Here is a 20,862-nt window from a genome sequence, read left to right as displayed (position 1 = left end):
TTTTGTCGGATCGAGATGATCGTTCCCACGCTCTGCGTGGGAACGCCGTCTCGGACGCTCTGCGTCCAGCTGACGATGCAAGGTTCAAGTCCTGCGCAATGGTGACGCGGAGCGTCACAGGATGTATTCCCACGCAGAGCGTGGGAACGATCAACTGTGCGAGCCTGCGAAGATCAACTGTGGGAGCTGTGTTGCCCATCACATATTTTTAGGCCGATCCAGCTTGCGCGTCATGGTGTACACCGCCACGCCGGCCGCCAGGATGCCCGAGGCCGCGCCGACCGCCAACGCCCAGCGCGGGCCAAGATGGTCGGCCACCCAGCCCACAATCGGTGCGCCAATCGGTGTGCCGCCCAGGGCCACGCCCACCCGCAGGGCGATTACCCGGCCGCGCATGGAGGGTTCGGTGGTGAGTTGCATCAGGCTGTTGGTGGTGTTGCTGAAGGTCAGCGCGCCCACGCCGATGATCACCAGCGCCCCGGCGAACAACCAATAGTTCGGGGCAATCGCCGCCAGCGTGCAGCCCACCCCGAACACCAGCGCGCCGATCAACAACGCCTTGAAGTGTGGCCGCTCGCGACCGGCTGCGAGCAGCGCCCCGGCAACGGTGCCGATGGCCAGGGTCGACGTCAGCAGGCCATAGCCGCGGGCATCGGCGTGGAACACGGTGACGGCCATGGTCGAGATGAAGATCGGAAAATTCATGCCGAAGGTGCCGATCAAGAACAGCATGATCAGGATCGCCATCAGGTCCGGCCGCGCCCACACATAACGCAGGCCTTCAGTCAGGCTGCCCTTGGTGCGCAGCGCCCGCAGGCTGGTGTGCAGGCCGGAAACCCGCAGCAGAAACAGCGAGGCCAGCACCGCGAAAAAACTCGCGCCATTGAGCAGGAACGCCCAGCCGGTGCCCACCGATGCGATGGTCACGCCGGCCACCGCCGGGCCAATCATGCGCGCCATGTTGAACGAGGTGGAATTGAGCGCGATGGCATTGGACAGGTCCGCTTCGCCCACCAGCTCCGCCACGAATATCTGCCGCACCGGTGCATCGAAGGCCGAGGCGCAGCCGGACAAAAACGCGAACACATACACGTGCCACAGCTGCACGATGCCGGTCAGGGTAAACACCCCCAGCATCAGCGCCAGCACGCCCATCACGCCCTGGGTGACCATCAGCAGCTTGCGCTTGTCGTAGTGATCGGCGGCGAATCCGGTCCAGGGCAGCAACAGCAATTGCGGCCCGAACTGCAACGCCATGACGATGCCGACGGCCGACGCGTTATGCGGCGTGAGCTGGGTCAGCACCAGCCAGTCCTGGGCCGTGCGTTGCATCCAGGTGCCGATATTCGACACCAGGGCGCCGGCGGCCCAAATGCGGTAGTTGACGCTGCGCAGCGAGCGGAAAATGCCCATCGAACTCACACCGGCCCTGAGGAATGACCACCGTTGAAGCGCCCGAAATGCTGCGCCAGGAATACACTCAGGGCCAAGGCCCCGAGCCCGAGGGCGAGCACATCAGCGGTGCTTTTGAGGTCGAAGTCCCCGACCCGGCAGACCAGCACGTAGCCGATCACCAGGTTGAGAAAACCCCAGAGCACATTCAGCGTCGAGGAGGACCGCCCCTGGCCGCGCGGCTTGGCAAACGGCGTCTGGAAGGACTGGCCCATCAAACCACTGAGGCAATGGGGCAGCGCGTTGGCGAGCAATACGCCGCCGAAGAAATAAGATACCAGCTCATGCCATTGCATCGTCACGCCCCCCTTGTTTCAAGCAAGCCGATGATCTCTTGCGCCGTGCCGGTTTCCCCCAGCTTCGGGAATATCTGGTTCAGGCTGTAGTGATGGGCCTCGGCGTTCGCGTCGGTCATGGCATCGACGGCCAGGGTCACATTGAAGCCAGCCTCGTAGGCCTGGCGCGCGGTGGACTCCACGCCGGTTCCGGTAGCAACGCCGGTGATCACTACTTGAGTCACGCCGCGTGCTTTGAGTTGCGCCTCAAGATCAGTGCTGGCGAAGGCACCCCAGGTGCGTTTGGTCACCCCAATGTCGCCGGGTTGCTGATCGAGTTCGGGCAGCAGGTCGGCCCATCCCGGTGGAAATACATCGCTGCGCCGTGGCCGCTCGGTGCGCCCGGGGGCGAAGCCTGTGACGTTGACCAGCACCACCGGCATGCCGCGCTCGCGGAACGCGTCGAGCAGTGCACGGGAGCGTTCCACCACGGCGCCGATGGGGTGGATGAACGGGTATTCGGCGATGCCTTTTTGCAAGTCCACGATGATCAGCGCGGTGTTGGGATCCAGCAAGGTGACGGCCATGGGAGGTCCTCGAACGGATAGAAGTGGCTCAAAAGTCGGCGAGGCGCTCCAGCAGCTTTACCGCTGCCGCGAGTTCAGCTTGTTCTTCGGCAGACAGTTGCTCCTGCAGCGCCCGCAGCAGCCAATCGTCCTTGGCTGCCCGGCTGGCGATCAGGTGCTTACGAAAGCCGGGAGTCAGCTCGATCAGGGTTTGGCGCCCATCGCTGGGGTCGGGTTTGCCCCTGATCGCTTTCATCGTTTCCAGCCCGGCCACGGTGATGCGCATGGACTGCGGCCGCACGCTCTCCGCCCGGGCCAGGGCCGAGACGGTGCTGGGCCCGTCTCGGTCCAGGCGCAGCAGCACCGACTTCTGGGCGGAAGTGAAATCGTTCGGATGGGTTTGTTCCCGCAGCCGGCGTATCAGCTTGCCCAGGGAGATGCGCAGCTCGGCAGCCAGGGCGGCGGATTGGGTTTCGGAGGTGATGGAAGGTTTGTTCATGCCCGGACGTTAGCATGCGTGCAGAAAAACTGTACAGTTTAGCTGTATGAAATTTTTGTCATAAAAGCCCGCGTCGACGGTCCTTTTGCCGGGGCGTTACCTGGTGTCGCGGCTGGGCGTGCTGTCGTTCATGGACCGGGATGGTGCAAGACCGAATGCTATGTGGGTGACCGATTGTTGGGCGTGGATGATGAACGGGTTCTGCAACTGTTCACGGACTTGATGAGCCGCGCATTGACCTGATCGACATGCATGCGCGGCTTTTTCCCGGCCTATCAAGTGTGTTGATAGCGGTACTCCTGAGTCACCCCTTCATAGCCGTAGGCACTGGCCCGGCAGTCGATGATGTGCACATTGGAGTGCGGGTGCAGGTTGCCGATCAACTCCGCCAACAGCGTGTAGGCCTCACGATGAAAACGCGCCTTTTGCGCCTTGGTGTTGGTCTCATCGGTCACGGTGACTTCCAGGCGGAATGCGTTGCGCCCGTGTTCGGCCAGCGAGCGGTTATGAATGAACCACTGGTCGTGCGGCACAAAATCGAGAATCAGCAAGGTCTGCTCCGGGCGTTTCTCGAGCACTTCACAGGTCAGTGCAGTGAGCTGCGGGACGAGCTGGCGGACCAGTTCGGGATTGCGTTCTCCGGAGATTTTCAGGGTGATGCCTGGCATGGCGAATTCCTCGTAAGGGTAGGGTGAGGTGCCAGATTAAGAAAATTATTCGGATCTGAAAAACGGGAAGATATAATGATATCTATCGGAAAAAACGCAGGTTAGACATGCGCCCCTTTGACCTTGAGCAACTGCGCTCCTTCGTCACCATCCTGGAATCCGGCAGCCTTTCGGCGGCCGCGCCCAAGCTGTGCCGTTCCCAGTCCGCGCTCAGTGAGCAACTTCGCAAGCTGGAAACCTTCACCGGCGTGACGCTGCTGGAGCGCGGCAAAAAAGGCGTGAGCCCCACACCTGCCGGAGAGCGCCTGCTGGCACATGCGCGTGAATTGCTCGCGCTGAGTGACTGCGTGCTTGAGGATATGCGCGGCGTAACCTTGAGCGGCGAACTGCGCCTGGCCATCACCGACTATTTTTTGCCGAGCGCCATCGCGGGCATGTTGAAGGGTTTGCGCACGCGATATCCGCAGCTTCGGTTGCATGTTTCGGTGCGCAAGAGCCTGCAAATCGAAAAGGGCGCCAACAGCGGCGAATTCGACATTGGCCTGTCGATGCGCATCCTCGATGGTCGCAGCCTTCCCGAAGGCATTCCCGTACGACGAGAGGCCCTGCGGTGGGTGGCACTCAGTGGGTTCGACGCACAGCACCAACTCGCGGCGCCGCTGCCGTTGGTGGTACTTCCCCAGGATTGCAGCTTGCAGCGGTTCACCATCGACCTGCTGGATGCGCGCGGGGTGCCGTATGTCATTGCGCATTCCGCGTCCGGGGTGGCGGGCCTGCAATCGGCACTGCTGGCGGGGCTGGGCGTGGCGTGCCTGAACAGCTCGGCCGTGCCTGCCGGGGCCGAGGCATGCCGGTCGATTCAAACGCTTCCGGCGCTGCCCGATGTCGAGTTCAGCCTGTTACCGCCGCGTCCGGGCGAGGCTTCGCTGGTCAGTGCAGTGCGAGAAATGTTGATCACGCACTTTTCCTAGCGGCTCAAGACCTCCGGCTGGCCCCCGGCGGCTGCCCGGTGACGCGCTTGAATGCCCGGCTGAACGCGGCCTGGGAGTTATAGCCAAGGCGCTGCGCCACGGTTTCAATGGGCAGCCGCTCCAGCGTCAGCCACTGGCTGGCCAGGCGCATCCGCAGTTCGGTGGCGTAGCGCAACGGTGGCGTGCCGATTGTGGTTTGAAAGTGTTGGGCGAACACCGAGCGCGAGGTATGACACTGCGCCGCCAGCTCTTCCACCGTCCAGTCACGCCCAGGCTGCTGGTGCAACGCCAGCAGGGCCTTGGCCAGGCGCGGGTCGCGTAGCGCGGCCACCAGGCCGGACGCATTCCCGCAGGCACATTCGACCCAGCCCCGAACAACCATGGCCGCCACCACGTCCGCCAGGCGCGCCAGTATGCCGGCGAAGCCGATGCGGGCGCTGCTGACTTCACGCTCCATGGCCGCCAGGATCGGCATCAGCCCCGGATAACGCTGGCCCTTGGCGTCGATCAGCATCAGGTCCGGCATCAGGCGGCCAAGGCCGTGCAAACTCCCCAGTTCAAACTCCATGCAGCCGCTGAAGAGCAGGGTGCTTTGAGCCACGCCTGCATCGGCGCGGGCATCCACGGCACACACCGCATCGCCGAGGGCTGCGGCGTTGAAGCTGTCGATGTCCTGCACCGGCACCTCCGGGCTGGAGAGCAACTGATGGGCGCCCCCGTGGGAGATGAACACGGCGTTGCCCGGCGTCAGTTCGTACTGCGTGCCGTCCTCGGTACGCAGGGTGACGCCGCCGGCGGCGACAAGGTGGAAGTACGCATGCCCGGGTTTGGCCGCAAAGCCCAGGCCAAACGCCGGCCCGGCCTGGATGCGGCGGTACTCGACGCCCCGCAGGCGCATGCCGCGCAGCAGCTCGTTGATGAGGTCAGAGGACACGTCGAACGGTTCTGGAGGCATCATTTTCGGGGTTTCGGTAAAGGATTCAAGATTTTGCATCATAGATCATCCTGCCCTGCGTACCTAGACTGGCGGTCGCGATAACTTTTGGAGGGTGACCAGTGATGAGCAGTTGTGTGTGTGACGCCGTAACCGGTGCAGATGTTGCGCCCGCGACACCGGCCTGGATGGCGGTGTTTTCGTTGGCGATGGGCGTGTTCGGATTACTCACGGCGGAGTACCTGCCGGCCAGTTTGTTGACGCCGATGGCGGCCGAACTCGGCGTCTCGGAAGCCTTGGCAGGGCAGGCGGTGACAGTCACGGCGGTGGTGGCGTTGTTCGCCGGGCTGCTGGTACCGGGCCTGACCCGCGGGATCGACCGGCGCGTGGTGCTGTTGTGCTTCAGCGCACTGATGATCTGCTCCAACCTGCTGGTGGCGGTCTCGTCGAGCCTCACGGTGTTGCTGCTGATGCGCGTCCTGCTGGGCATCGCCCTGGGTGGCTTCTGGAGCATGGCGGCGGCGGTGGCGATGCGGCTTGTACCGGCGGCACTGCTGCCGCGTGCCTTGTCGATCATCTTCAGCGGCATCGCGGTGGGCACTGTCGTGGCGGTGCCGCTGGGCAGCTTTTTGGGTGGGCTGTACGGCTGGCGCAGCGCGTTTCTCGCCGCCGCCGCAGTGGGCGGCGTGACCCTGGTGTTCCAGCTGTTCACCCTGCCGCCGCTCGCACCCCGCAGGACCGCCCGCTTGAGGACGGTGCTGGAAGTGCTGCTGCGTACGGGCATTGCCGTGGGCATGTTGGGGTGCGTGCTGGTGCACACCGGGCACTTTGCGCTGTTCACCTATATCCGGCCATTCCTGGAAAGCACCACTGGCGTCGATGCCGAGGGGCTGGCGTTGATGTTGCTGGGGTTTGGCGTTGCGAACTTTGCCGGCACGCTGCTGGCTGGTTGGCTGCTGGTGCGTCTGCCGCGTGGAACATTGGTGCTGATGCCCGCGCTGGTGGGCGTTGCGGCGCTCGCCCTGGCGCTGTTGCCGGCAACCGTGACCGGCCAGGTGTGGTTGTTGATGCTCTGGGGCCTGGCGTTTGGCGGGGTGCCGGTGGCCTGGTCGAACTGGGTGGCGCGGGCAGTGCCTGACCAAGCCGAAAGCGCCGGGGGCATGGTGGTGGCTTCAGTGCAGTCGGCGATTGCCGCCGGGGCGGCGGCAGGCGGCGCGATGTTCAGTTTCAGTGGTATCGGCGGGGTCTTTGTCGCGGCAGGTATCTTGATGCTGTTGGCGGCACTGTTGATTGCGCTGAAGGTGAAGGTTGAAGCGCCTCCACAAGGTGCAGAGGCGGGGCCGGTGTTTCATCTCTGAAACCGTGTTAGAGGCAGGGGGCGAGAATAAACGCATGCGCTTCGCCCCCTTTCAGTTCGCTTGATCAATCCTGCTGGTTTTGGGCTCAGTTCCGACTCCGAGCAATCGTAGCTGAACGACCGCCTGCTGATCATTGATCTGCAGCGACCCTCGTATCTCTCTTTACTTCAGTAGCTGCGCAAAATAACCTCTGCCTCGCAGGCACCGTCCTGCTCCTTCAGGTTTGGCAAGGCGCTTCACACTCACCAGCACCGCCTGGCAGGTGTCATGGTGCTTGCACGTTGAGGTTCTGCGATGAGCGCAGTCGTTGATCATGGCGTCCGTTTCGGACGAATTGCAGTAACGCTTCCCGTAAAGGACATGGGCAGGGCCCATGATTTTTACACCAGGGTCCTGGGGTTTACGAAAGCCTTCGAAAATGGAAACCCGATCGGCTTCATGATTCTGCAGCGCGACCAGGGTGAGCTGCATTTGACCTTGCAACCCAACCACCCAGCCGCCGCGTTCACGATTGCCCACCTGATGGTGGACGATGTCGACAGGCTGCACGCCGCTTGCGTGCAGCATGGGGCGAGGATCATCAAGCGCCTCAAGGATCAGGATTACGGGTTGCGGGCGTTTGTGTTCGAAGACCCGGACGGGAATCGTATTGATGTAGGTCAGCCGCTCCAACCGAGCAATCAGGGAAGATAATGTTGACGACTACCGATGTTGTTCACACGCTGCGTGCACCGTCAGAGCTTGATTACTACGCCACCCGGTCAGCCCCGCTGCCTACTGAAATCACCGCGCTGGATGCCTGGAACATCATGACCGGCGAACCGGGGCCGTTGATGCAGGTGGCTTTCCGAATCAGGGATGCCATTTCCTCGTTGTTTGGTGTGAAGCGCATCGGTGGGTTCTCCGGCACCTTGCGCGAGGCTGTGCAGGTCGGCGACCGGCTGGACTTCTTCCTGGTGGAACGCAGCGCGCCCGACATGCTGGTGCTGACCGAGCGTGACCGGCACCTGGATGTGATGATCTGCCTTTCAATCGCTGACCGTGTACTCACGATCACCTCGTCGGTTGTCACCCATAACACCTATGGGCGCCTCTACATGCTGCCGGTGGGGCCAGCGCACAAACTCATCGTGAATGCTCACCTACGACGACTTGAACGAACGCTGCAAGAGACAGCCGCAACGCCCGGCGGGTAGGCACGTTCACCGCCCGCCGGGAGGTGGATCAATTGCCTTTTTCAGCCGCCAAGAAGTACGCAACCAACGCATTGGCGTGACCATGGCCCATGCCGTGTTCAGTCTTGAGCAAGGCCACAAGCTCCATATGCTTCCTGGAGCTGGCGGCCTTGAGCAGATCCAGCCAGTGGCTAATGGGTTGCCCATAGTTTTTTTCGATGGAGGGGAAGTACGACGCTGGCCCTTTTGTTTTTGTGTCGTCGGTCATGATGCAAACTCCCTTTTTGCTGAGGTGATAATGCCCGGATAACGTTACCGCTCTGGACTCACCGGGTCCACCGTACGGCCCGTCCCTACACGCCCCCGTTGGCCTCGCCAATCAGAATATCCTCGAAGAACGCCCCGACCGGTTGTGTGGGATGGCAGATCTGTATCTCCAGCACCCAGACCATCTCGCTCGGTACGATCTCGACTTCAGCCAGCTTGTCCTGCCCGAACAGGGCATGGGGGAAGTCGGCGATGCGGTGTCCGGCCAGGTTGCGCTCAAGGCGCCAGCCCTTGGAGAGGGCGCTACCCTCAGCGAAGTCGTACAGCTCGCGCCCGGTCAGCCCGCGGTGCCAGGCATCGCGGGTCTCGTCGAACACTTCATGCAGGGCCTTCGTGCAAGCGTCATGCAATGGGTGCTCGCCGAATACGAAGGTGTCGCCATAGTCGCCTTCATAGCCATCCCACACCGGGCCAAGGTCCACCACGGCGATATCGGTGGGCCGCAGCTTGCGCAGCAGGTCGATGCCTTGGCGGGGTGTGCGGACGGTGTCTTCGCCAAAGCGGATATAGGTGGGATGCCAGGTGTGAGACGCGCCCATGGCCTGCAATGTCTCACTGGCCATTGCGAGGGCTTGCGCCGTGGTCATGCCGACTTTCAATTGATCGGCGATGGCGGCCAGGGCCCTGACCGTTTGCTCGCGGGCCGCGAGCATGCCGTCCAGCGAGTAGCGCGGGCCGACTTTTTCCAGCACCGGGTGCCGCGTGTTGAGCGACTCCGCTGGCGTCAATGCACCGCTGGGGACGAAGGCTTCGGCGACAAAGCGATGAGCCTGGGCGCCCGCTGCCAGGCAGGTTTCGCGGACTTGGCCGATCATCTTGCTGTTGCCGCAGGCATAGATCTGGCTCTCCGCCCAGTGGTGGGGCTGTGTCAGCGCAACCTGTTGCACGCGGGCGTCTACCGACTGCACTCGATGCCAGTGAAAGCGTGGATGTGCCTGGCTGGCTCGCTCAAGAAACTCAGCGTCGTAGAAGTCTGCCGGCGACGAGTTCCCCCAATACAGGGTGACTTCGGCCTGGCGGGCCAGGGCCGTCAGCAACAAGGGCTTGATGCCGGCATAACCGGTCCCGGTGGCGAACAGCACAACAGGGCGCCCATCGTCGTGTTGCCAGGTGCAGGCGCCTACGGGACCTTCGAGCTTTACCGCATCGCCCACTTGCAGGGTCGGCAGGATGCGTTCGGAAAACAGGCCACCGCTGACCTGGCGAATATGAAACACCAACCGGCCTTGGTCCTGCGCGGGCAGATTGGCCACGGAGAAACAGCGGCTGTCGCCATCGTCGAGGCGAAACCTGAGGTACTGGCCGGCCCGGACTTCGAGTGGCTGGGCAGTCAGCAACACCAGCTCGACGATGTCGGCGCTCAACGCGCGTTTGCTGATCACCTGTGCGCTGGCTTCCAGCGCGGGCGTGTCCAGTGACCAGCCGGGGATTTCCAGGCGCATGTCGCTGCAGGCATGGCTCTGGCACAGCAACATCTCGTCAGCCGCGAGCGGATAAGAAGGGGCAGGGGTGTCGGGTGCGCGCAGCTTTTCCCGGTGCTGGCCCGACACCACCTTGACCTTGCACGATCCGCAGGCGCCGCGCCGGCAGGAAAAGGGTACGGCGAGACCGCTGGCCAGCATGGCGTCGAGCAGCAATTGATCGGCAGCTTCGAAGGATTTGCCCGAGGGCAACAATTCAACGACATGGCGGTTTTGCATAAACACCTCGGGGCAATTGAGGCTCGATTGTTGCGGTAGACTAGGACCAGGAGAACCTCCAGTTTTGGATAATTCATATGGTCCAGCTTCGCAAATGGCGCCCGTTGCTCAAACTCGATGGGGAGCAGCCGCAGGCATCCTACAGAAAGATCGTCGAGGGCCTGGTGAGCGCGATTGTCGAGGGCCGCCTGCGCCCCGGAGCGCTGTTGCCCGGCACGCGGGAGATGGCGCAACTGCTGGACGTCAACCGCAAGACGGTGATCCTTGCCTACGAGGAGGCGGCGACCAAGGGCTGGCTGGTCAGCATTCAACGTCGCGGCACCTTCGTCAGTTCGCAGCTGGCGACAGGCGCGGTGCCGGCCACCCGCGCCCCGAAGTCGTTTGCCCCGGCATTGCGGGAGGCGCCTGCGGCGGCCTATTTCACCCCGGGCGAACAGGTGACAGCCCTGCAACACCGGCCCGGCGCGCTGTTTTTTGACAATGGTGCCTGTGACCATCGCTTGCTGCCGCAAGCCGTGCTGCACCGCTATTACCGCAATGCCTTGCGCAACAGCTTTACCACCAACACCGTGCGCCATGGCAGCGAAGGCAGCGGCCAGTACCTGCGCGATGCCCTGGCCGAAATGTTGCGCCACAATCGCGGCCTGACGGTCGGCGCGCCGCAGATTTGCCTGACCCAAGGCGTGCAGATGTCGCTGTACCTGACCGCCAGCGCGCTGCTCAAACCCGGTGATGTGGTGGTGGTCGAACGCCTGAGTTACCCACCGGCCTGGGAGATTTTCCGCCAGTTGGGTGCGCAACTGGTCACCGTGGACCTGGACGACGAAGGTTGCCGGGTCGACCAACTCGCCGAGCTGTGCCGCCTGCATGACGTACGGATGATGTACGTCACCCCCCATCACCAGTTTCCTACCACCGTCAGCCTGCGTGCCGGACGTCGCCAGCAGCTCCTGGAACTGGCCCGGCTGCATGACTTCTGCATCATCGAGGAAGACTACGACCACGAATACCACTTTGCCGGACGGCCCTATTTGCCTCTGGCCAGTGATAGCGCGCAGCGTCATGTGATCTACATCGGCTCGCTGTCCAAGTCCCTGGGCAGCACCTTCCGTTGCAGCTATATCGTTGCCCCGTCGAACCTCATCGAAGTGCTCGAGCGTACGGCGGCGGTGAGCCTGGGCCAGGGCGATGCCGTGATGCAGCGGATGCTCGCGGACCTGATCAACGATGGCGAATTGAAGAAGCACCTGCGGCGGGTGTCCAGGGAATACCGCCGGCGTCGGGAGACCCTGCTCAGTTGTTTGCTGGAAGCTTTTGGCGAGCAGATCTCTGTGCAGGAACCCGAAGGCGGGCTGGCGTTGTGGGTAAGGTTCGCCGACTCAATCGACGTCGACCGACTGGCCGAAAAAGCACTGGAGCTGGACCTGGTGGTGCGCAGCGGTCGCCTGTTTTCACCGTTTGATCATCCTGAAAATGCCTTGCGCCTGGGCTTCGCCTCGCTCAATTCGGAGGAAATCCGCGTCGCTACGCAGCGTTTGGCTGAGGCGGCGCGGGCGATTGGCGGCGCGGCTAAATAATTAAGCCGGCTCAAAGGTGGATGTGTAAGGATATGTTACTTAGCCTTTGATACTGCCAATAACAGGAACCGACGCTGATGCTCGCTGCCTTCAGACACTACCCGTTTTCGGTCAATCTGCTGCTGTCGTCTGCGTTGTTCCTGACCCTGGGGCGCGCCATTACCCTGCCGTATATGGTGATTTATCTGTCATCCAACTTCACGTTGGGCATCAGCGAAATCGGCCTGGTGGTGGGCGGTGCAATGCTCGTCGGTTCGTTGCTGAGCCTTTACGGCGGCTACCTGACTGACAAAATCTCCAGCTACCGATTGATCCTCAGCTTCACGGGGTTTTTCACCGTCGGCTTCATCGGCATGTGCGTCACGTCGCACCTGTGGCTGTTTTTCCTGTTTCTGGTGTCGTTCAACTTCGCCTATTCAGTGATCGATATCGTGGTCAAGGCCGCGTTTGGCAAACTGCTGCCGGAAGCCGAACGCGGCAAAGTGTTTTCGGTGCGCTACACCCTGATCAACGTTGGTTACGCAGTGGGGCCGTTCATTGGCGCCGGGCTCGCGCACATGGATATGAAACTGCCGTTCCTGGTGTCGGCGATCCTGGGCATGGGCTTCTTCCTCACCTATATGGTGTGGGGCGACAGGAGCCTCAGCTCCGCCGACCCGGCCAATGCCCCGGTGTCGTTCGTCGCGGTGGGGCGCATTCTGCTCAAGGACTATCGCCTGGTCTGCTTCACGGTGGGCGGCGCGTTGAGCGCCGTGGCGTTCGGCCAGTTCACCGGCTACATCTCGCAATACCTGGTGACCACAAGCACGCCGGAATTTACCTACCGGGTCATCAGCTCGGTGGTGGCGGTCAATGCGACGGTGGTGATCTGCCTGCAGTACATCGTGGGCAAGCGCATTACCAACGAGCATCTGAATCAATGGCTGACGGCGGGCTTCAGCCTGTTTCTGCTGGGCGTCGTCGGTTTTGCGCTGTCCACCACCGTGCTGCATTGGGCGTTGGCCGTGGCGATATTCACCGTGGGCGAAATCATCGTGTTCCCGGCCGAGTACATGTTTATCGACCGCATCGCACCGGACCACCTGCGCGGCATGTATTACGGCGCGCAAAACCTGTCCAGCCTCGGCGGTGCGCTGGGGCCGGTGTTGTGCGGGTTTGCCCTGGCAACGCAGTCGGCGCATTTCATGTTCTACATGCTCGCGGCGTTTATCGTGGCGGGTGGGTGCTTCTATCTGATGGGGGCTTCCTATTCCAAACGCTACGACACTGGACGCGGGGAGTGAGTGCTTTACCTATCCTCCACGCCTGCCCAGGTGAGTAAGCCAAACTCAGGTGTTCATGGCCGCCCCTTCAAAAAACGCCGCGCATGATCCGGATCCGGCAACAGGCAGGTGTCGTATTTCCCGAAGAGCCGATAGCGATTACGCGCGATGCGATCATAAGCCCAATCCCGAAGGAAGCGCGGGATGGCGCGCAGCACCAGCAACGGGCGCCAGCGGGCAGGCAGTTGCGCAATGATTTCAAACACCGCCTCCGAACGCTCCCAATACTGCCGGTCGCGGATCACTGCGAGGGTGTCGAACTGATCCAGCGGCAATCCGGCCCAGGCCAATAGCGCCTGACCTTCGGGCGACTGAACGGCCGCCAACCGCACACGTCGGTCGTGGTCGTGGCGAATCAGGAACCTCGCCCAGCCGTTGCACAGCTTGCACACACCGTCGAACAGCACCACGGTTTCGCCGGGCTTGAGGAGTGGTGCGGGAGTAGGCCGGGTGTGGGAGGCGGGCATCAGCGTGGGTCCAGTCGGGCCGGGTTAGCCTGGATCATACCCGCGTTCGGCACGACTCAGCGCTGCCCGCAGCCCCGTCGATGCACTGGTGAGTGGAGCAGGGCCCGTCGTTACAAGCGAAGAGGCTTCGCTCATGGACGCTTGCGCCAGTGCCACGATAGACGCGCCATCCCCATAGGCACGGTCCGCAGCCCTGGCGATGGTCGCGAGATAACCGTGCAGGTCGCCCGCCTTGAACATCGCCCATGCCCCCGGAACCAGTTGCACCTCCACCGACGCCCCGGTGTGCTGGGCCATCTGGTAAAACAAGCGAGCAGTCGGCTTGAGTGTGGTTTCGACAGCGCACAACACCACCACCTTCCCGCCAGCTTGAACCGCCGCGAATGCCAGCGCTTCATCTGCCCGCAAAATCGGCACCGGGGTGTGAGTACCGGCAAGTTCAACCACCGGGCCCAGGGTCGAACAGGTGAGCACCACTGCATCGCAGTGCTGAGCCAGGGCAACCAGCGCCAGCTGCGTTTCCTCGGCTATGCCTGCGGTCAGCTTACCCGCGCATTCAACCGCTGCCAGAAGATCGGCCCGGACTGCATGGTGCAACACCCGTGACCCGATCCCCAGCGCTGCTGCGGCAGCGTCAAACACGGCAATGTTGCTCTCGGCGGTATGCAGGCAGGTAATACGCATCGCTCAGGTCTCCGGCACTTTTGAACACCCGCCGACTTTAACGCGACAACACCGGCGCTGCGCCTTTTTCCTCCACACCCACCTCATGCAGCGAGATCCGTGACGTCTCCGGCAACGCCAACCCGCCCGCCAACGCCAGCACCGCCACCGCAATCAGATAAAACGCCGGCGACAGGTTGCTGCCCGTGGTACTGATCAACCACGTCGCCACCAACGGCGCCGTACCGCCAAAGATCGTGTACGCCATGTTGTAGGTAATCGCCGAAGCCGTATACCGAGTGCGTGTCGGAAAGGTCTCCGACAACAACGCCGCCGTCACCACTCCACACAACACCGCGCCCACCGCCAGCAACATCACCCCCACCACCGACGCCGCGAACGATCCGGAACTGGCCATCAGGAACGACGGGTACACCACCACAATCAACAACACACACGCCGTCATCACCGTGACCCGACGCCCCACCCGATCCGAATACAACCCTGCCAGCGGGCAGATCGCCGCCGCGAAAATCAGCGCAATCAGCGACACCAGCAACGCCACCGCCCGACTCAAGCCACCCGCCACCTGCAGATACGTCGCGAAGTAGGTGGTGAACATATAAAACGACAACGCCGTGAGCGACACAAAAGCGCCCAGGCAACAGATCGCCGCACCATGGTTGCGCAAGGTTTCCCTGAGGGGAGAGTGCGCGACCGCGTGCTCCTGCTTCACCGCCTGGAAGGCCGGCGTCTCATCCAGCTTCCAGCGCAGGTAAAGCCCCACCAGCCCCAGCGGCGCCGCGATCAGGAACGGCAAGCGCCAGCCCCAGCTGCCCATCGCCTCGGCGGACAGCGAAGCCTCCAGGGCGTACGCCACCACGGCCGCCGCAGCGAACGCAGAAAACGTCGACACCGGCACAAAACTGCCATACCAGGCGCGCTTGTCACTGGGCGCGTGCTCCATCAGATAGGCACAGGCCCCGGCGTATTCGCCCCCGGCGGAAAAACCCTGGGCGCAGCGAATCAACGACAACAGAATCGGCGCCGCTACACCGATGGCGGCATAGGTGGGCAGCAGGCCGATCAGCGTGGTGGCGCCGGCCATCAGCAAAATCGTCATGGCCAGCGTGCGTTTGCGCCCGATCCGGTCGCCGAGCATGCCAAAGAAAATCCCGCCCAGGGGCCGGAAGGCGAAGGCCACCGCGAACACCGCAAAGGTCTTCAGCAACGCCGCGCTGGCGTCACCGCTGGGGAAGAATTGCTGGGCGATGGTGGTGGCGAGAAAACCGTAGACGGCGAAGTCGAACCACTCCACGAAATTACCGATGCCGGCGGCGATGATCACTCTGCGCAGGGTTTGGGGGCTGACCTGTTCGGTGGATGGGCTCGTCATGGGGGAAGGCCTCGGCGGTGGTAGGGGGATGCTTGATTATCGGGGGCGGGGATTGGGCGGCGGGGCTCAAAAGAGTCGTCCGCGTAGTCAGTAGCGACTGGGTGGGAGTGATGCAGGCAGGATTTGGGCCAGGTAAGGCGGGGAGCTATCCAGGGAGGGGGTGGGTGATTTCTACGCAAGGACCACAACGGAAAAGGGGGCATTTATTTGATCAAAAATAAATGCCCCCTTTTCCGTCCCGTATTGAGACCTACGCGACCTGAGAGGAATAGGGGTCTGACCCCTATTTCATCCTTAGCGTACAAAGCCGTTTCAGTAACTTAATGCCCTGAAACCGGCTCTTCCTCCTGAACTTTGCGTATGACGTTGGAGACCGACTCCAGAGCCACCAGGTCTTGCCACTTGCCATCTGCAACGATTCTGCCCGTGTCGAAGACGATGACTCGATCAAAGTGATTGAGCACAGTGAAATCGTGGGTTACACAGATTAGACTTTTATCGGCAAAGCAGGTGAAGAGTGCATCCCAGATTAACGAGGCGCCCTGAGGATCAACGGATGAGGTCGGCTCATCGAATATGTTGAAATTCCCAGGTCGTAGCAGCACGCGTAGAAGCGAAAGCTTTTTTGCTTCGCCACCGGAAATACTGGTCGCGTCTTGATTTATCGTTCGAACAGGCAATTCGTCAAACAGGTGCTGGATATTGAGCTGCGCCGCGACGCTGCTAAATGTCGAGTTGAACGAGCCATGAAAAAAAACAGCGTCTGCCAGGTTGCCTGATAAAAACTTCGGAGTTTGGGGGCAATACCGAATGAGCCGAAAATGTTCCTCTTCAGCGATTGACTCTAGCGCGGTCTGTCCTATCCGGACGGTGAGCCCGGGACGCTGCTTCACGCCCACGAGCAGTTCCACAAAGGTTGATTTTCCGGAGCCACTTGCCCCAACGACGGCAAGATGCTCACCGGGGCGCACTTCGATGGCCTGTTGAATGACTAATGAAACTCCCTCGGCGATCAGTGCAGTGGAGGCGGGGTAAATCAAGCTGTCAGAATCCAAGGGCAAGCTCTCGGCCTTACCCTTGAAGCTTTGCTCGCGCAGAATCGATCGAAACTTGGCGTAGTCCGAAGAGAATTGATCGGCGAAACGATAGACCTCTCCGATGCTGAACACCGTGTTGAAAAACATCGTGGATAAGGTAAACAAGACGACAAAGTCGCCAACCGTCAGTTCGGACGCCGAAGCCTGTCTTACAAAGATGCCGTACCCGATCACTGTGCTGCTGGTCAGGGTTAAGAAAAGTGCCCTTGACGCCCCTAGTACCGCAGCGGAATATCCGACTTTTGTGGCGGCATCCGCGTACTGGTAAAACGTATCGAACAGGGGTTTCAGCCCCGATTCCTGGGCCCGCTCCAGCCTTATCTGTTTACCCGCCTGAATCGTGTTTGCAAATACTCCCGCCTGTTCATCTTCGGCGTCATTGACCGCATCGATATGAGCGCGACGCCACGTGATCAAGTAGTGGGTCAATGCCAGGTAGACACCGGAAAGTGCAAGCACAAGCGCCAGGAACACAATATTCGCAATCCATACCAGCCACGCCGAAATCACGATGAACTCGATGCAAAGCGGTAAAATAGTGATCAGCGCGTAGTTAAGAATTCGCTCGCTGGCTTGTATGCCGCGTTCAATCGATTTGAGCATCTTGCCGATATTGATCGATGAGAACAGGTCGAAGTGCTTGGTGAATATCTCGCGAACCCATCGAATCGAAACATCGCTGAGCCCTTTTTGAATAAAACGGGTCAAGTAGTACCCCTGAATAGGGATAAGAATAACGTTAATAACGCCGACGCAGATAAACCCCAACAGATACAAGGCCGTCTCTGAATCCAAGGTGTGCTGGGTAAAGGTATCTACTACGCGCCCGATGATAATCGCCGGCATTATGGTTGCCACTTTGGATAGGATGACAATAACCATAACTAGCCAGAACAGCCTCTTATGACGGTAAAGTGCGTGTTTAAAATCCTCAAGCATGACCCGCCTCCTCAGTTGCTCTCGTTAATTGTGTTCAAGCAAAACGTTGTTGGGTACCACGAGAGAAAAGAGTAGGGGGCAGCCCCCGTTTTCAATAATGGTGGTCTGACCCCTATTTAAAAATGTGGGCGCAGGCTATCCCAGTTCACACTAGCCTCCAATACCAGCCTCGCTATTATTTATGCATACCCAAAGAGAAAAATATTCTATGAGACTACTCTATAAATTTTCACATGTTGTGCCTCATGGGGCGTGAATTCAGGAACTCTCAGGACTTTCCAATCAACTTGCCGCATGGCGTTGTCACGTCGTGACTTTCCCGGCACGGGCCACTATTTGCCAAGAAAATACTTCATGACGCAGTTCTCTATTTTCTACTGCGCAGTTGATACCAGCCCTTCACCGTTCTCCCGTCAGGCACGTCACCACGCTTTCGCAGCTCGCGTTAATCGCCAGCTGCAAGACCCAAACGGCGCAGACACAAGAGAAGAATAGGGGGCAGACCACGTTTTCAATAATGGTGGTCTGACCCCTATTTCTGCATCTATTATCTGAGGTCGAACCAACGACCGAAGTTGTCGAAGTGGGATTACTTTTGAGCATGGGGCCGCCGATGCAGGGAAAAACGTTCGAGATAGTGCGAATAGATCAAATCCACGAAATTGTTTCGCCAACCGTAGAGTCACTTTTACAGCCGTTAGGATTCGAAGTTCAGGGCCCGCTGTCCTGGCTTCGTAGCGTCGATGCTCCCATTCGCCAACTCTTTCGCCTTGAGCAGTGGAAAGGCGGCGCGCTAGCGCCGTCATGGGCTCTGTCACTGGACTTCGTTCCCCATCTTTCCGGCAATGAAATCAAATGGCACAGGACGTCAAAATCAGCACGACCTGATCTGACTTTCGATGTGCGCGATCGAGCGTTTGATATCTCATACAGCTACGGACCTGATGCCATAGCAACCAGCGCACCCAATATCCTCCGGGCTGCCATTCCAAAAGCTGAATCGTTTTGGGACGAGGCTCGTTCGATAGCCGACCTGCCTGGTGCTTTCGAGCGGGTCAAGCAGCATTTGTCGACGGGTGGCCTGGGTTTCTACAACTACATACAACATCCTCCTGCATACGCGTTTGTATTGGCCATGAACGGCAAGCCCGATACAGCCGAAGAAGAGTTTCAACGCTATTCACAGCGTCTTTCAGAGGCGGCTCGAAAAAAACTCCGCAAGCTATTCATTGATGCAGGCGGTCACCTTGGCTAAGCGAGTACGGCTTTTTCAACAGAGTCGGCCAGAAGCGGTCTTTCGAGGAAGATAGCCGGCGGCCATTTCTGGCATCTCGCGGAGATAGAATAGCGGCCGGGTTCGTAGAATCGCAGGGTAGTTCGTCGAAAGCACCGAATTCGACAATTATTATGTCCGTCAGCACCTTACGGCGCGCAACACACCTTGCCAGCCAGGTGAAATGATTTGAATCCGGCGCGCGCCTTCTAGACAATCCCCGCCTTTGGCTCGAAAGGATGCGTGCGATGAAGTTCGAAGGGACTTTCCAATACATGGGCAATCACGGGATCGTGTTCAACGTCTCGCAGATCACCCTCACCGACAGCGAACGCGGACGTCTGAGCGAGCTGCATTTTGGCGAAGCGAAAAGCGCCCACTACGAGGTCAACCGCAAAGTCGTCGAGGTGTACGACAAGATGCTGGCCAAGAACCTACCGTGCCTGATGATGATCGGCATCTCCAAGCCGCTGACCCGGCAACAGGGCGACGTGCTCAACGCCCAACGCACCAAGATCGCCAACCTTGCGGCCTCGGCCTTCGCTGGCGCCACCTCTTACGTAGCGTCCCCTTACGTGGGCGCCCCTGTCGGCGCCGGAGTGCGCATGTACGTGAGTGACACCCTGCCCACCTATCATGCAGGCGACATACTGGTCAGCATCGAAGCGCAGGTGAACGGCGGCATCGGCCCGCAGCGCAGCGCCTCGACACTGATCATCAAGACCTGACGGGAGAAACACATGTCTGACATTACCCAACTGGTCGTTGCCCTGGTGCTGTTTTTTCTGCTTGATCGGTTTATCAGGTCGTACCCGCTTCGCAAATGGCTAGGGGTGCTATTGGTAGCGGTGGGGGCGGTCGGCTGCGTGGCTGTGAGCCAAATCCGCTTGCTTGGGGTTGACCTGGGGCTGCTGTCGATCTTTGCCGTTGCACTGGGGGTGGGGTTGTTCCTGAAGCGGCGGCGGTTCGAGCCGATTGGCTGAAGGAGGGCCAGGAATTTCCCCACGCCCGGCAGTAAAAAGGGACGGACTGATCTGAAAAAAGATCCGTCCCTTTTCCGATTCGCCTCTCGACCTACGCAGCATGAGCCTTGACGGCCGGCTGGGGCGACTTGCGATACGTCAGCAACACAATCCCCGTCACCACAATCATCCCGCCCACCACCTGCCCGGCGCTGAGCATCTGGTCGAGCACGATCCAGCCCATCAACAACGTCGCCAGCGGCTCAATGTTCATCACCGGCGCATTACGCGGCATATCCAGGCGCGGCACCGAAATGAACAGCACGATAAAACCCGTGCCGTACAGCACCACCAACGTGGCCAATGCCAGCCAACCGGTACTGGTGGCCGGCAGGTTCAGGCCATCGACAAGCGCACCGCTCAAGCCCGCGAGGTTGACGCTGCTGAACACAATGAAGATCGTCAGCAGACTGCGCACTGAACCGCGCACTTGAGACAACTTGTGGTCGGTGATCCACAGCGCGCAGGCGAATACGAACGCGGCGCAAAAGGCCAGGGAGACGCCGACCAGCCATTCCGGGCCGAGGGTGGTGTTGGCCGAGAGACGGCCGGGTACGTCCAGCACGAACACCAGGCCCAACAGAATCAGGCCCATCAGCAAGGCCGTGCGTGCGGTAGGGCGTGGGCCGCCGAGTGCCCAGGTGAGCAGGGCCAGCAGGATGGGGAACACGTTGGCGACCAATAAGGCCAGCGCTACCGGGACGCGGGCGACGGCGGAGTAGAGGCAGAGGCTTTGGGTGGCGATGAGCAGGCCCAGGAGGACTTGCCAGCGCCATGCGCCTGGGGGGAGGCGGAGGTTTTGGCGTTGGTAAAGGACCAGTATCGCCAGAACCAACAGGGTGCCGCCGGAGCGCATGAGGATTGCGAGAAGGACTCCGGCGCCGTCGTCGAAGGCTACACGGGCGGCGATGTGGTTGCCGGCGAAGGCGCAGCCCATGCAGAGCAGGATCAGGACGGCGATGTGGCGGGGGAATTGGGTGGGGGCAGGGGGAGTCATGGTGGGGGCTCGGGGAGTTGGCGCCAAGGGGGGGGGTTGTCGTACAACTTGAAGGTGGAGGTTGTAGCGTGTTTGGTTCGCGAGGGCAAGGGACGTTTTTTGGGTGGGACGGAGGGTATTGAAGGAGCGCTAGTGATAGTTTTTGGGCATATTCGTAGAGAGGAGAGATGAGGGTTATTGCACA

The 20,862-nt window shown here is 60.7% G+C and carries 22 protein-coding genes; 9 read left to right on the top strand and 13 right to left on the bottom strand.

The annotated features are described in order from the left end of the window. Positions 1-198: 198 nt before the first annotated feature. The 5 genes from ACIOMR_RS06455 to ACIOMR_RS06435 form a co-directional block, all read right to left on the bottom strand. Positions 199-1,413 carry an MFS transporter gene (locus ACIOMR_RS06455; protein ID WP_003214526.1) on the bottom strand — a complete coding sequence of 405 codons (1,215 nt, stop codon included), beginning with the start codon at positions 1,411-1,413 and terminating at the stop codon, positions 199-201. A gap of 5 nt (positions 1,414-1,418) precedes the next feature. Further along, positions 1,419-1,748: a hypothetical protein gene (locus tag ACIOMR_RS06450; RefSeq protein ID WP_102368490.1), complete on the bottom strand. Its 330-nt coding sequence runs from the start codon at positions 1,746-1,748 to the stop codon at positions 1,419-1,421. Between the two features lie 2 nt (positions 1,749-1,750). After that, on the bottom strand, positions 1,751-2,314 hold the full coding sequence (locus ACIOMR_RS06445; RefSeq protein ID WP_401192952.1) for an isochorismatase family protein: 564 nt from the start codon (positions 2,312-2,314) through the stop codon (positions 1,751-1,753). Positions 2,315-2,342: 28 nt separating this feature from the next. Beyond that, entirely contained in the window at positions 2,343-2,792 is a 450-nt protein-coding gene (locus ACIOMR_RS06440; RefSeq protein ID WP_003214523.1) for a MarR family winged helix-turn-helix transcriptional regulator, read from the bottom strand. A gap of 275 nt (positions 2,793-3,067) precedes the next feature. Beyond that, positions 3,068-3,460 (bottom strand): tautomerase family protein, encoded by a 393-nt coding sequence (locus tag ACIOMR_RS06435; RefSeq protein ID WP_003214522.1) that lies wholly within the window; start codon positions 3,458-3,460, stop codon positions 3,068-3,070. Between the two features lie 107 nt (positions 3,461-3,567). Between ACIOMR_RS06435 and ACIOMR_RS06430 the strand changes: the two genes are divergently transcribed. Then, on the top strand, positions 3,568-4,431 hold the full coding sequence (locus ACIOMR_RS06430) for a LysR family transcriptional regulator (protein ID WP_063031848.1): 864 nt from the start codon (positions 3,568-3,570) through the stop codon (positions 4,429-4,431). Positions 4,432-4,435: 4 nt separating this feature from the next. Here the strand turns inward: ACIOMR_RS06430 and ACIOMR_RS06425 are convergent, their stop codons facing one another. Next, the gene (locus tag ACIOMR_RS06425) at positions 4,436-5,425 is read right to left on the bottom strand and encodes an AraC family transcriptional regulator (RefSeq protein ID WP_008438855.1); all 990 of its coding nucleotides are present in this window, start codon (positions 5,423-5,425) and stop codon (positions 4,436-4,438) included. A 65-nt stretch (positions 5,426-5,490) separates the two neighbouring features. Here ACIOMR_RS06425 and ACIOMR_RS06420 point away from each other — a divergent pair, with 65 nt between their 5' ends. The 3 genes from ACIOMR_RS06420 to ACIOMR_RS06410 all read left to right on the top strand — a co-directional run bounded on the left by ACIOMR_RS06420 (position 5,491) and on the right by ACIOMR_RS06410 (position 7,919). After that, on the top strand, positions 5,491-6,723 hold the full coding sequence (locus tag ACIOMR_RS06420; RefSeq protein ID WP_401192947.1) for an MFS transporter: 1,233 nt from the start codon (positions 5,491-5,493) through the stop codon (positions 6,721-6,723). A gap of 294 nt (positions 6,724-7,017) precedes the next feature. Further along, positions 7,018-7,416: a glyoxalase/bleomycin resistance/extradiol dioxygenase family protein gene (locus ACIOMR_RS06415; protein WP_087693746.1), complete on the top strand. Its 399-nt coding sequence runs from the start codon at positions 7,018-7,020 to the stop codon at positions 7,414-7,416. After that, entirely contained in the window at positions 7,416-7,919 is a 504-nt protein-coding gene (locus tag ACIOMR_RS06410) for a DUF2867 domain-containing protein (protein ID WP_401192944.1), read from the top strand. The genes ACIOMR_RS06415 and ACIOMR_RS06410 overlap by 1 nt, the downstream gene beginning before the upstream one ends. Before the next feature lie 28 nt (positions 7,920-7,947). Here the strand turns inward: ACIOMR_RS06410 and ACIOMR_RS06405 are convergent, their stop codons facing one another. After that, positions 7,948-8,166 (bottom strand): DUF4287 domain-containing protein, encoded by a 219-nt coding sequence (locus ACIOMR_RS06405; protein ID WP_003214516.1) that lies wholly within the window; start codon positions 8,164-8,166, stop codon positions 7,948-7,950. An 85-nt stretch (positions 8,167-8,251) separates the two neighbouring features. Further along, positions 8,252-9,925 carry a M24 family metallopeptidase gene (locus ACIOMR_RS06400; protein ID WP_401192941.1) on the bottom strand — a complete coding sequence of 558 codons (1,674 nt, stop codon included), beginning with the start codon at positions 9,923-9,925 and terminating at the stop codon, positions 8,252-8,254. A gap of 77 nt (positions 9,926-10,002) precedes the next feature. On the opposite strand from ACIOMR_RS06400, the gene ACIOMR_RS06395 reads away from it, so the two are divergent. Next, on the top strand, positions 10,003-11,502 hold the full coding sequence (locus ACIOMR_RS06395; protein ID WP_401192938.1) for a PLP-dependent aminotransferase family protein: 1,500 nt from the start codon (positions 10,003-10,005) through the stop codon (positions 11,500-11,502). 77 nt (positions 11,503-11,579) lie between these two features. After that, positions 11,580-12,785 carry an MFS transporter gene (locus ACIOMR_RS06390; protein ID WP_401192935.1) on the top strand — a complete coding sequence of 402 codons (1,206 nt, stop codon included), beginning with the start codon at positions 11,580-11,582 and terminating at the stop codon, positions 12,783-12,785. 53 nt (positions 12,786-12,838) lie between these two features. On the opposite strand, the gene ACIOMR_RS06385 is transcribed toward ACIOMR_RS06390, so the two are convergent. The 4 genes from ACIOMR_RS06385 to ACIOMR_RS06370 form a co-directional block, all read right to left on the bottom strand. Then, entirely contained in the window at positions 12,839-13,291 is a 453-nt protein-coding gene (locus ACIOMR_RS06385; protein ID WP_177035773.1) for a thiol-disulfide oxidoreductase DCC family protein, read from the bottom strand. A 24-nt stretch (positions 13,292-13,315) separates the two neighbouring features. Next, positions 13,316-13,975, bottom strand: a complete 660-nt coding sequence (locus ACIOMR_RS06380) for an aspartate/glutamate racemase family protein (protein WP_401192932.1) — start codon at positions 13,973-13,975, stop codon at positions 13,316-13,318. A gap of 37 nt (positions 13,976-14,012) precedes the next feature. Beyond that, entirely contained in the window at positions 14,013-15,350 is a 1,338-nt protein-coding gene (locus ACIOMR_RS06375; RefSeq protein WP_177009656.1) for an MFS transporter, read from the bottom strand. Positions 15,351-15,670: 320 nt separating this feature from the next. Then, positions 15,671-17,386, bottom strand: a complete 1,716-nt coding sequence (locus tag ACIOMR_RS06370; protein WP_177009657.1) for an ABC transporter ATP-binding protein — start codon at positions 17,384-17,386, stop codon at positions 15,671-15,673. 613 nt (positions 17,387-17,999) lie between these two features. Between ACIOMR_RS06370 and ACIOMR_RS06365 the strand changes: the two genes are divergently transcribed. The 3 genes from ACIOMR_RS06365 to ACIOMR_RS06355 all read left to right on the top strand — a co-directional run bounded on the left by ACIOMR_RS06365 (position 18,000) and on the right by ACIOMR_RS06355 (position 19,642). Next, complete coding sequence (locus ACIOMR_RS06365) at positions 18,000-18,641, top strand: hypothetical protein (protein ID WP_401192928.1); 642 nt, start codon at positions 18,000-18,002, stop codon at positions 18,639-18,641. 266 nt (positions 18,642-18,907) lie between these two features. Beyond that, positions 18,908-19,387 (top strand): hypothetical protein, encoded by a 480-nt coding sequence (locus ACIOMR_RS06360; protein ID WP_401192925.1) that lies wholly within the window; start codon positions 18,908-18,910, stop codon positions 19,385-19,387. A 12-nt stretch (positions 19,388-19,399) separates the two neighbouring features. Further along, positions 19,400-19,642, top strand: a complete 243-nt coding sequence (locus ACIOMR_RS06355; protein ID WP_401192922.1) for a hypothetical protein — start codon at positions 19,400-19,402, stop codon at positions 19,640-19,642. Between the two features lie 91 nt (positions 19,643-19,733). Here ACIOMR_RS06355 and ACIOMR_RS06350 read toward each other — a convergent pair whose 3' ends face one another. After that, positions 19,734-20,678, bottom strand: a complete 945-nt coding sequence (locus tag ACIOMR_RS06350; RefSeq protein ID WP_401192919.1) for an EamA family transporter — start codon at positions 20,676-20,678, stop codon at positions 19,734-19,736. Between the last annotated feature and the right edge of the window lie 184 nt (positions 20,679-20,862).

Source organism: Pseudomonas sp. NPDC087814, assembly GCF_044742865.1.
Classification (GTDB): Bacteria; Pseudomonadota; Gammaproteobacteria; order Pseudomonadales; family Pseudomonadaceae; genus Aquipseudomonas.
Note: the sequence above shows the minus strand (reverse complement) of the source record. Positions and strands in the feature narration are given on the sequence as shown.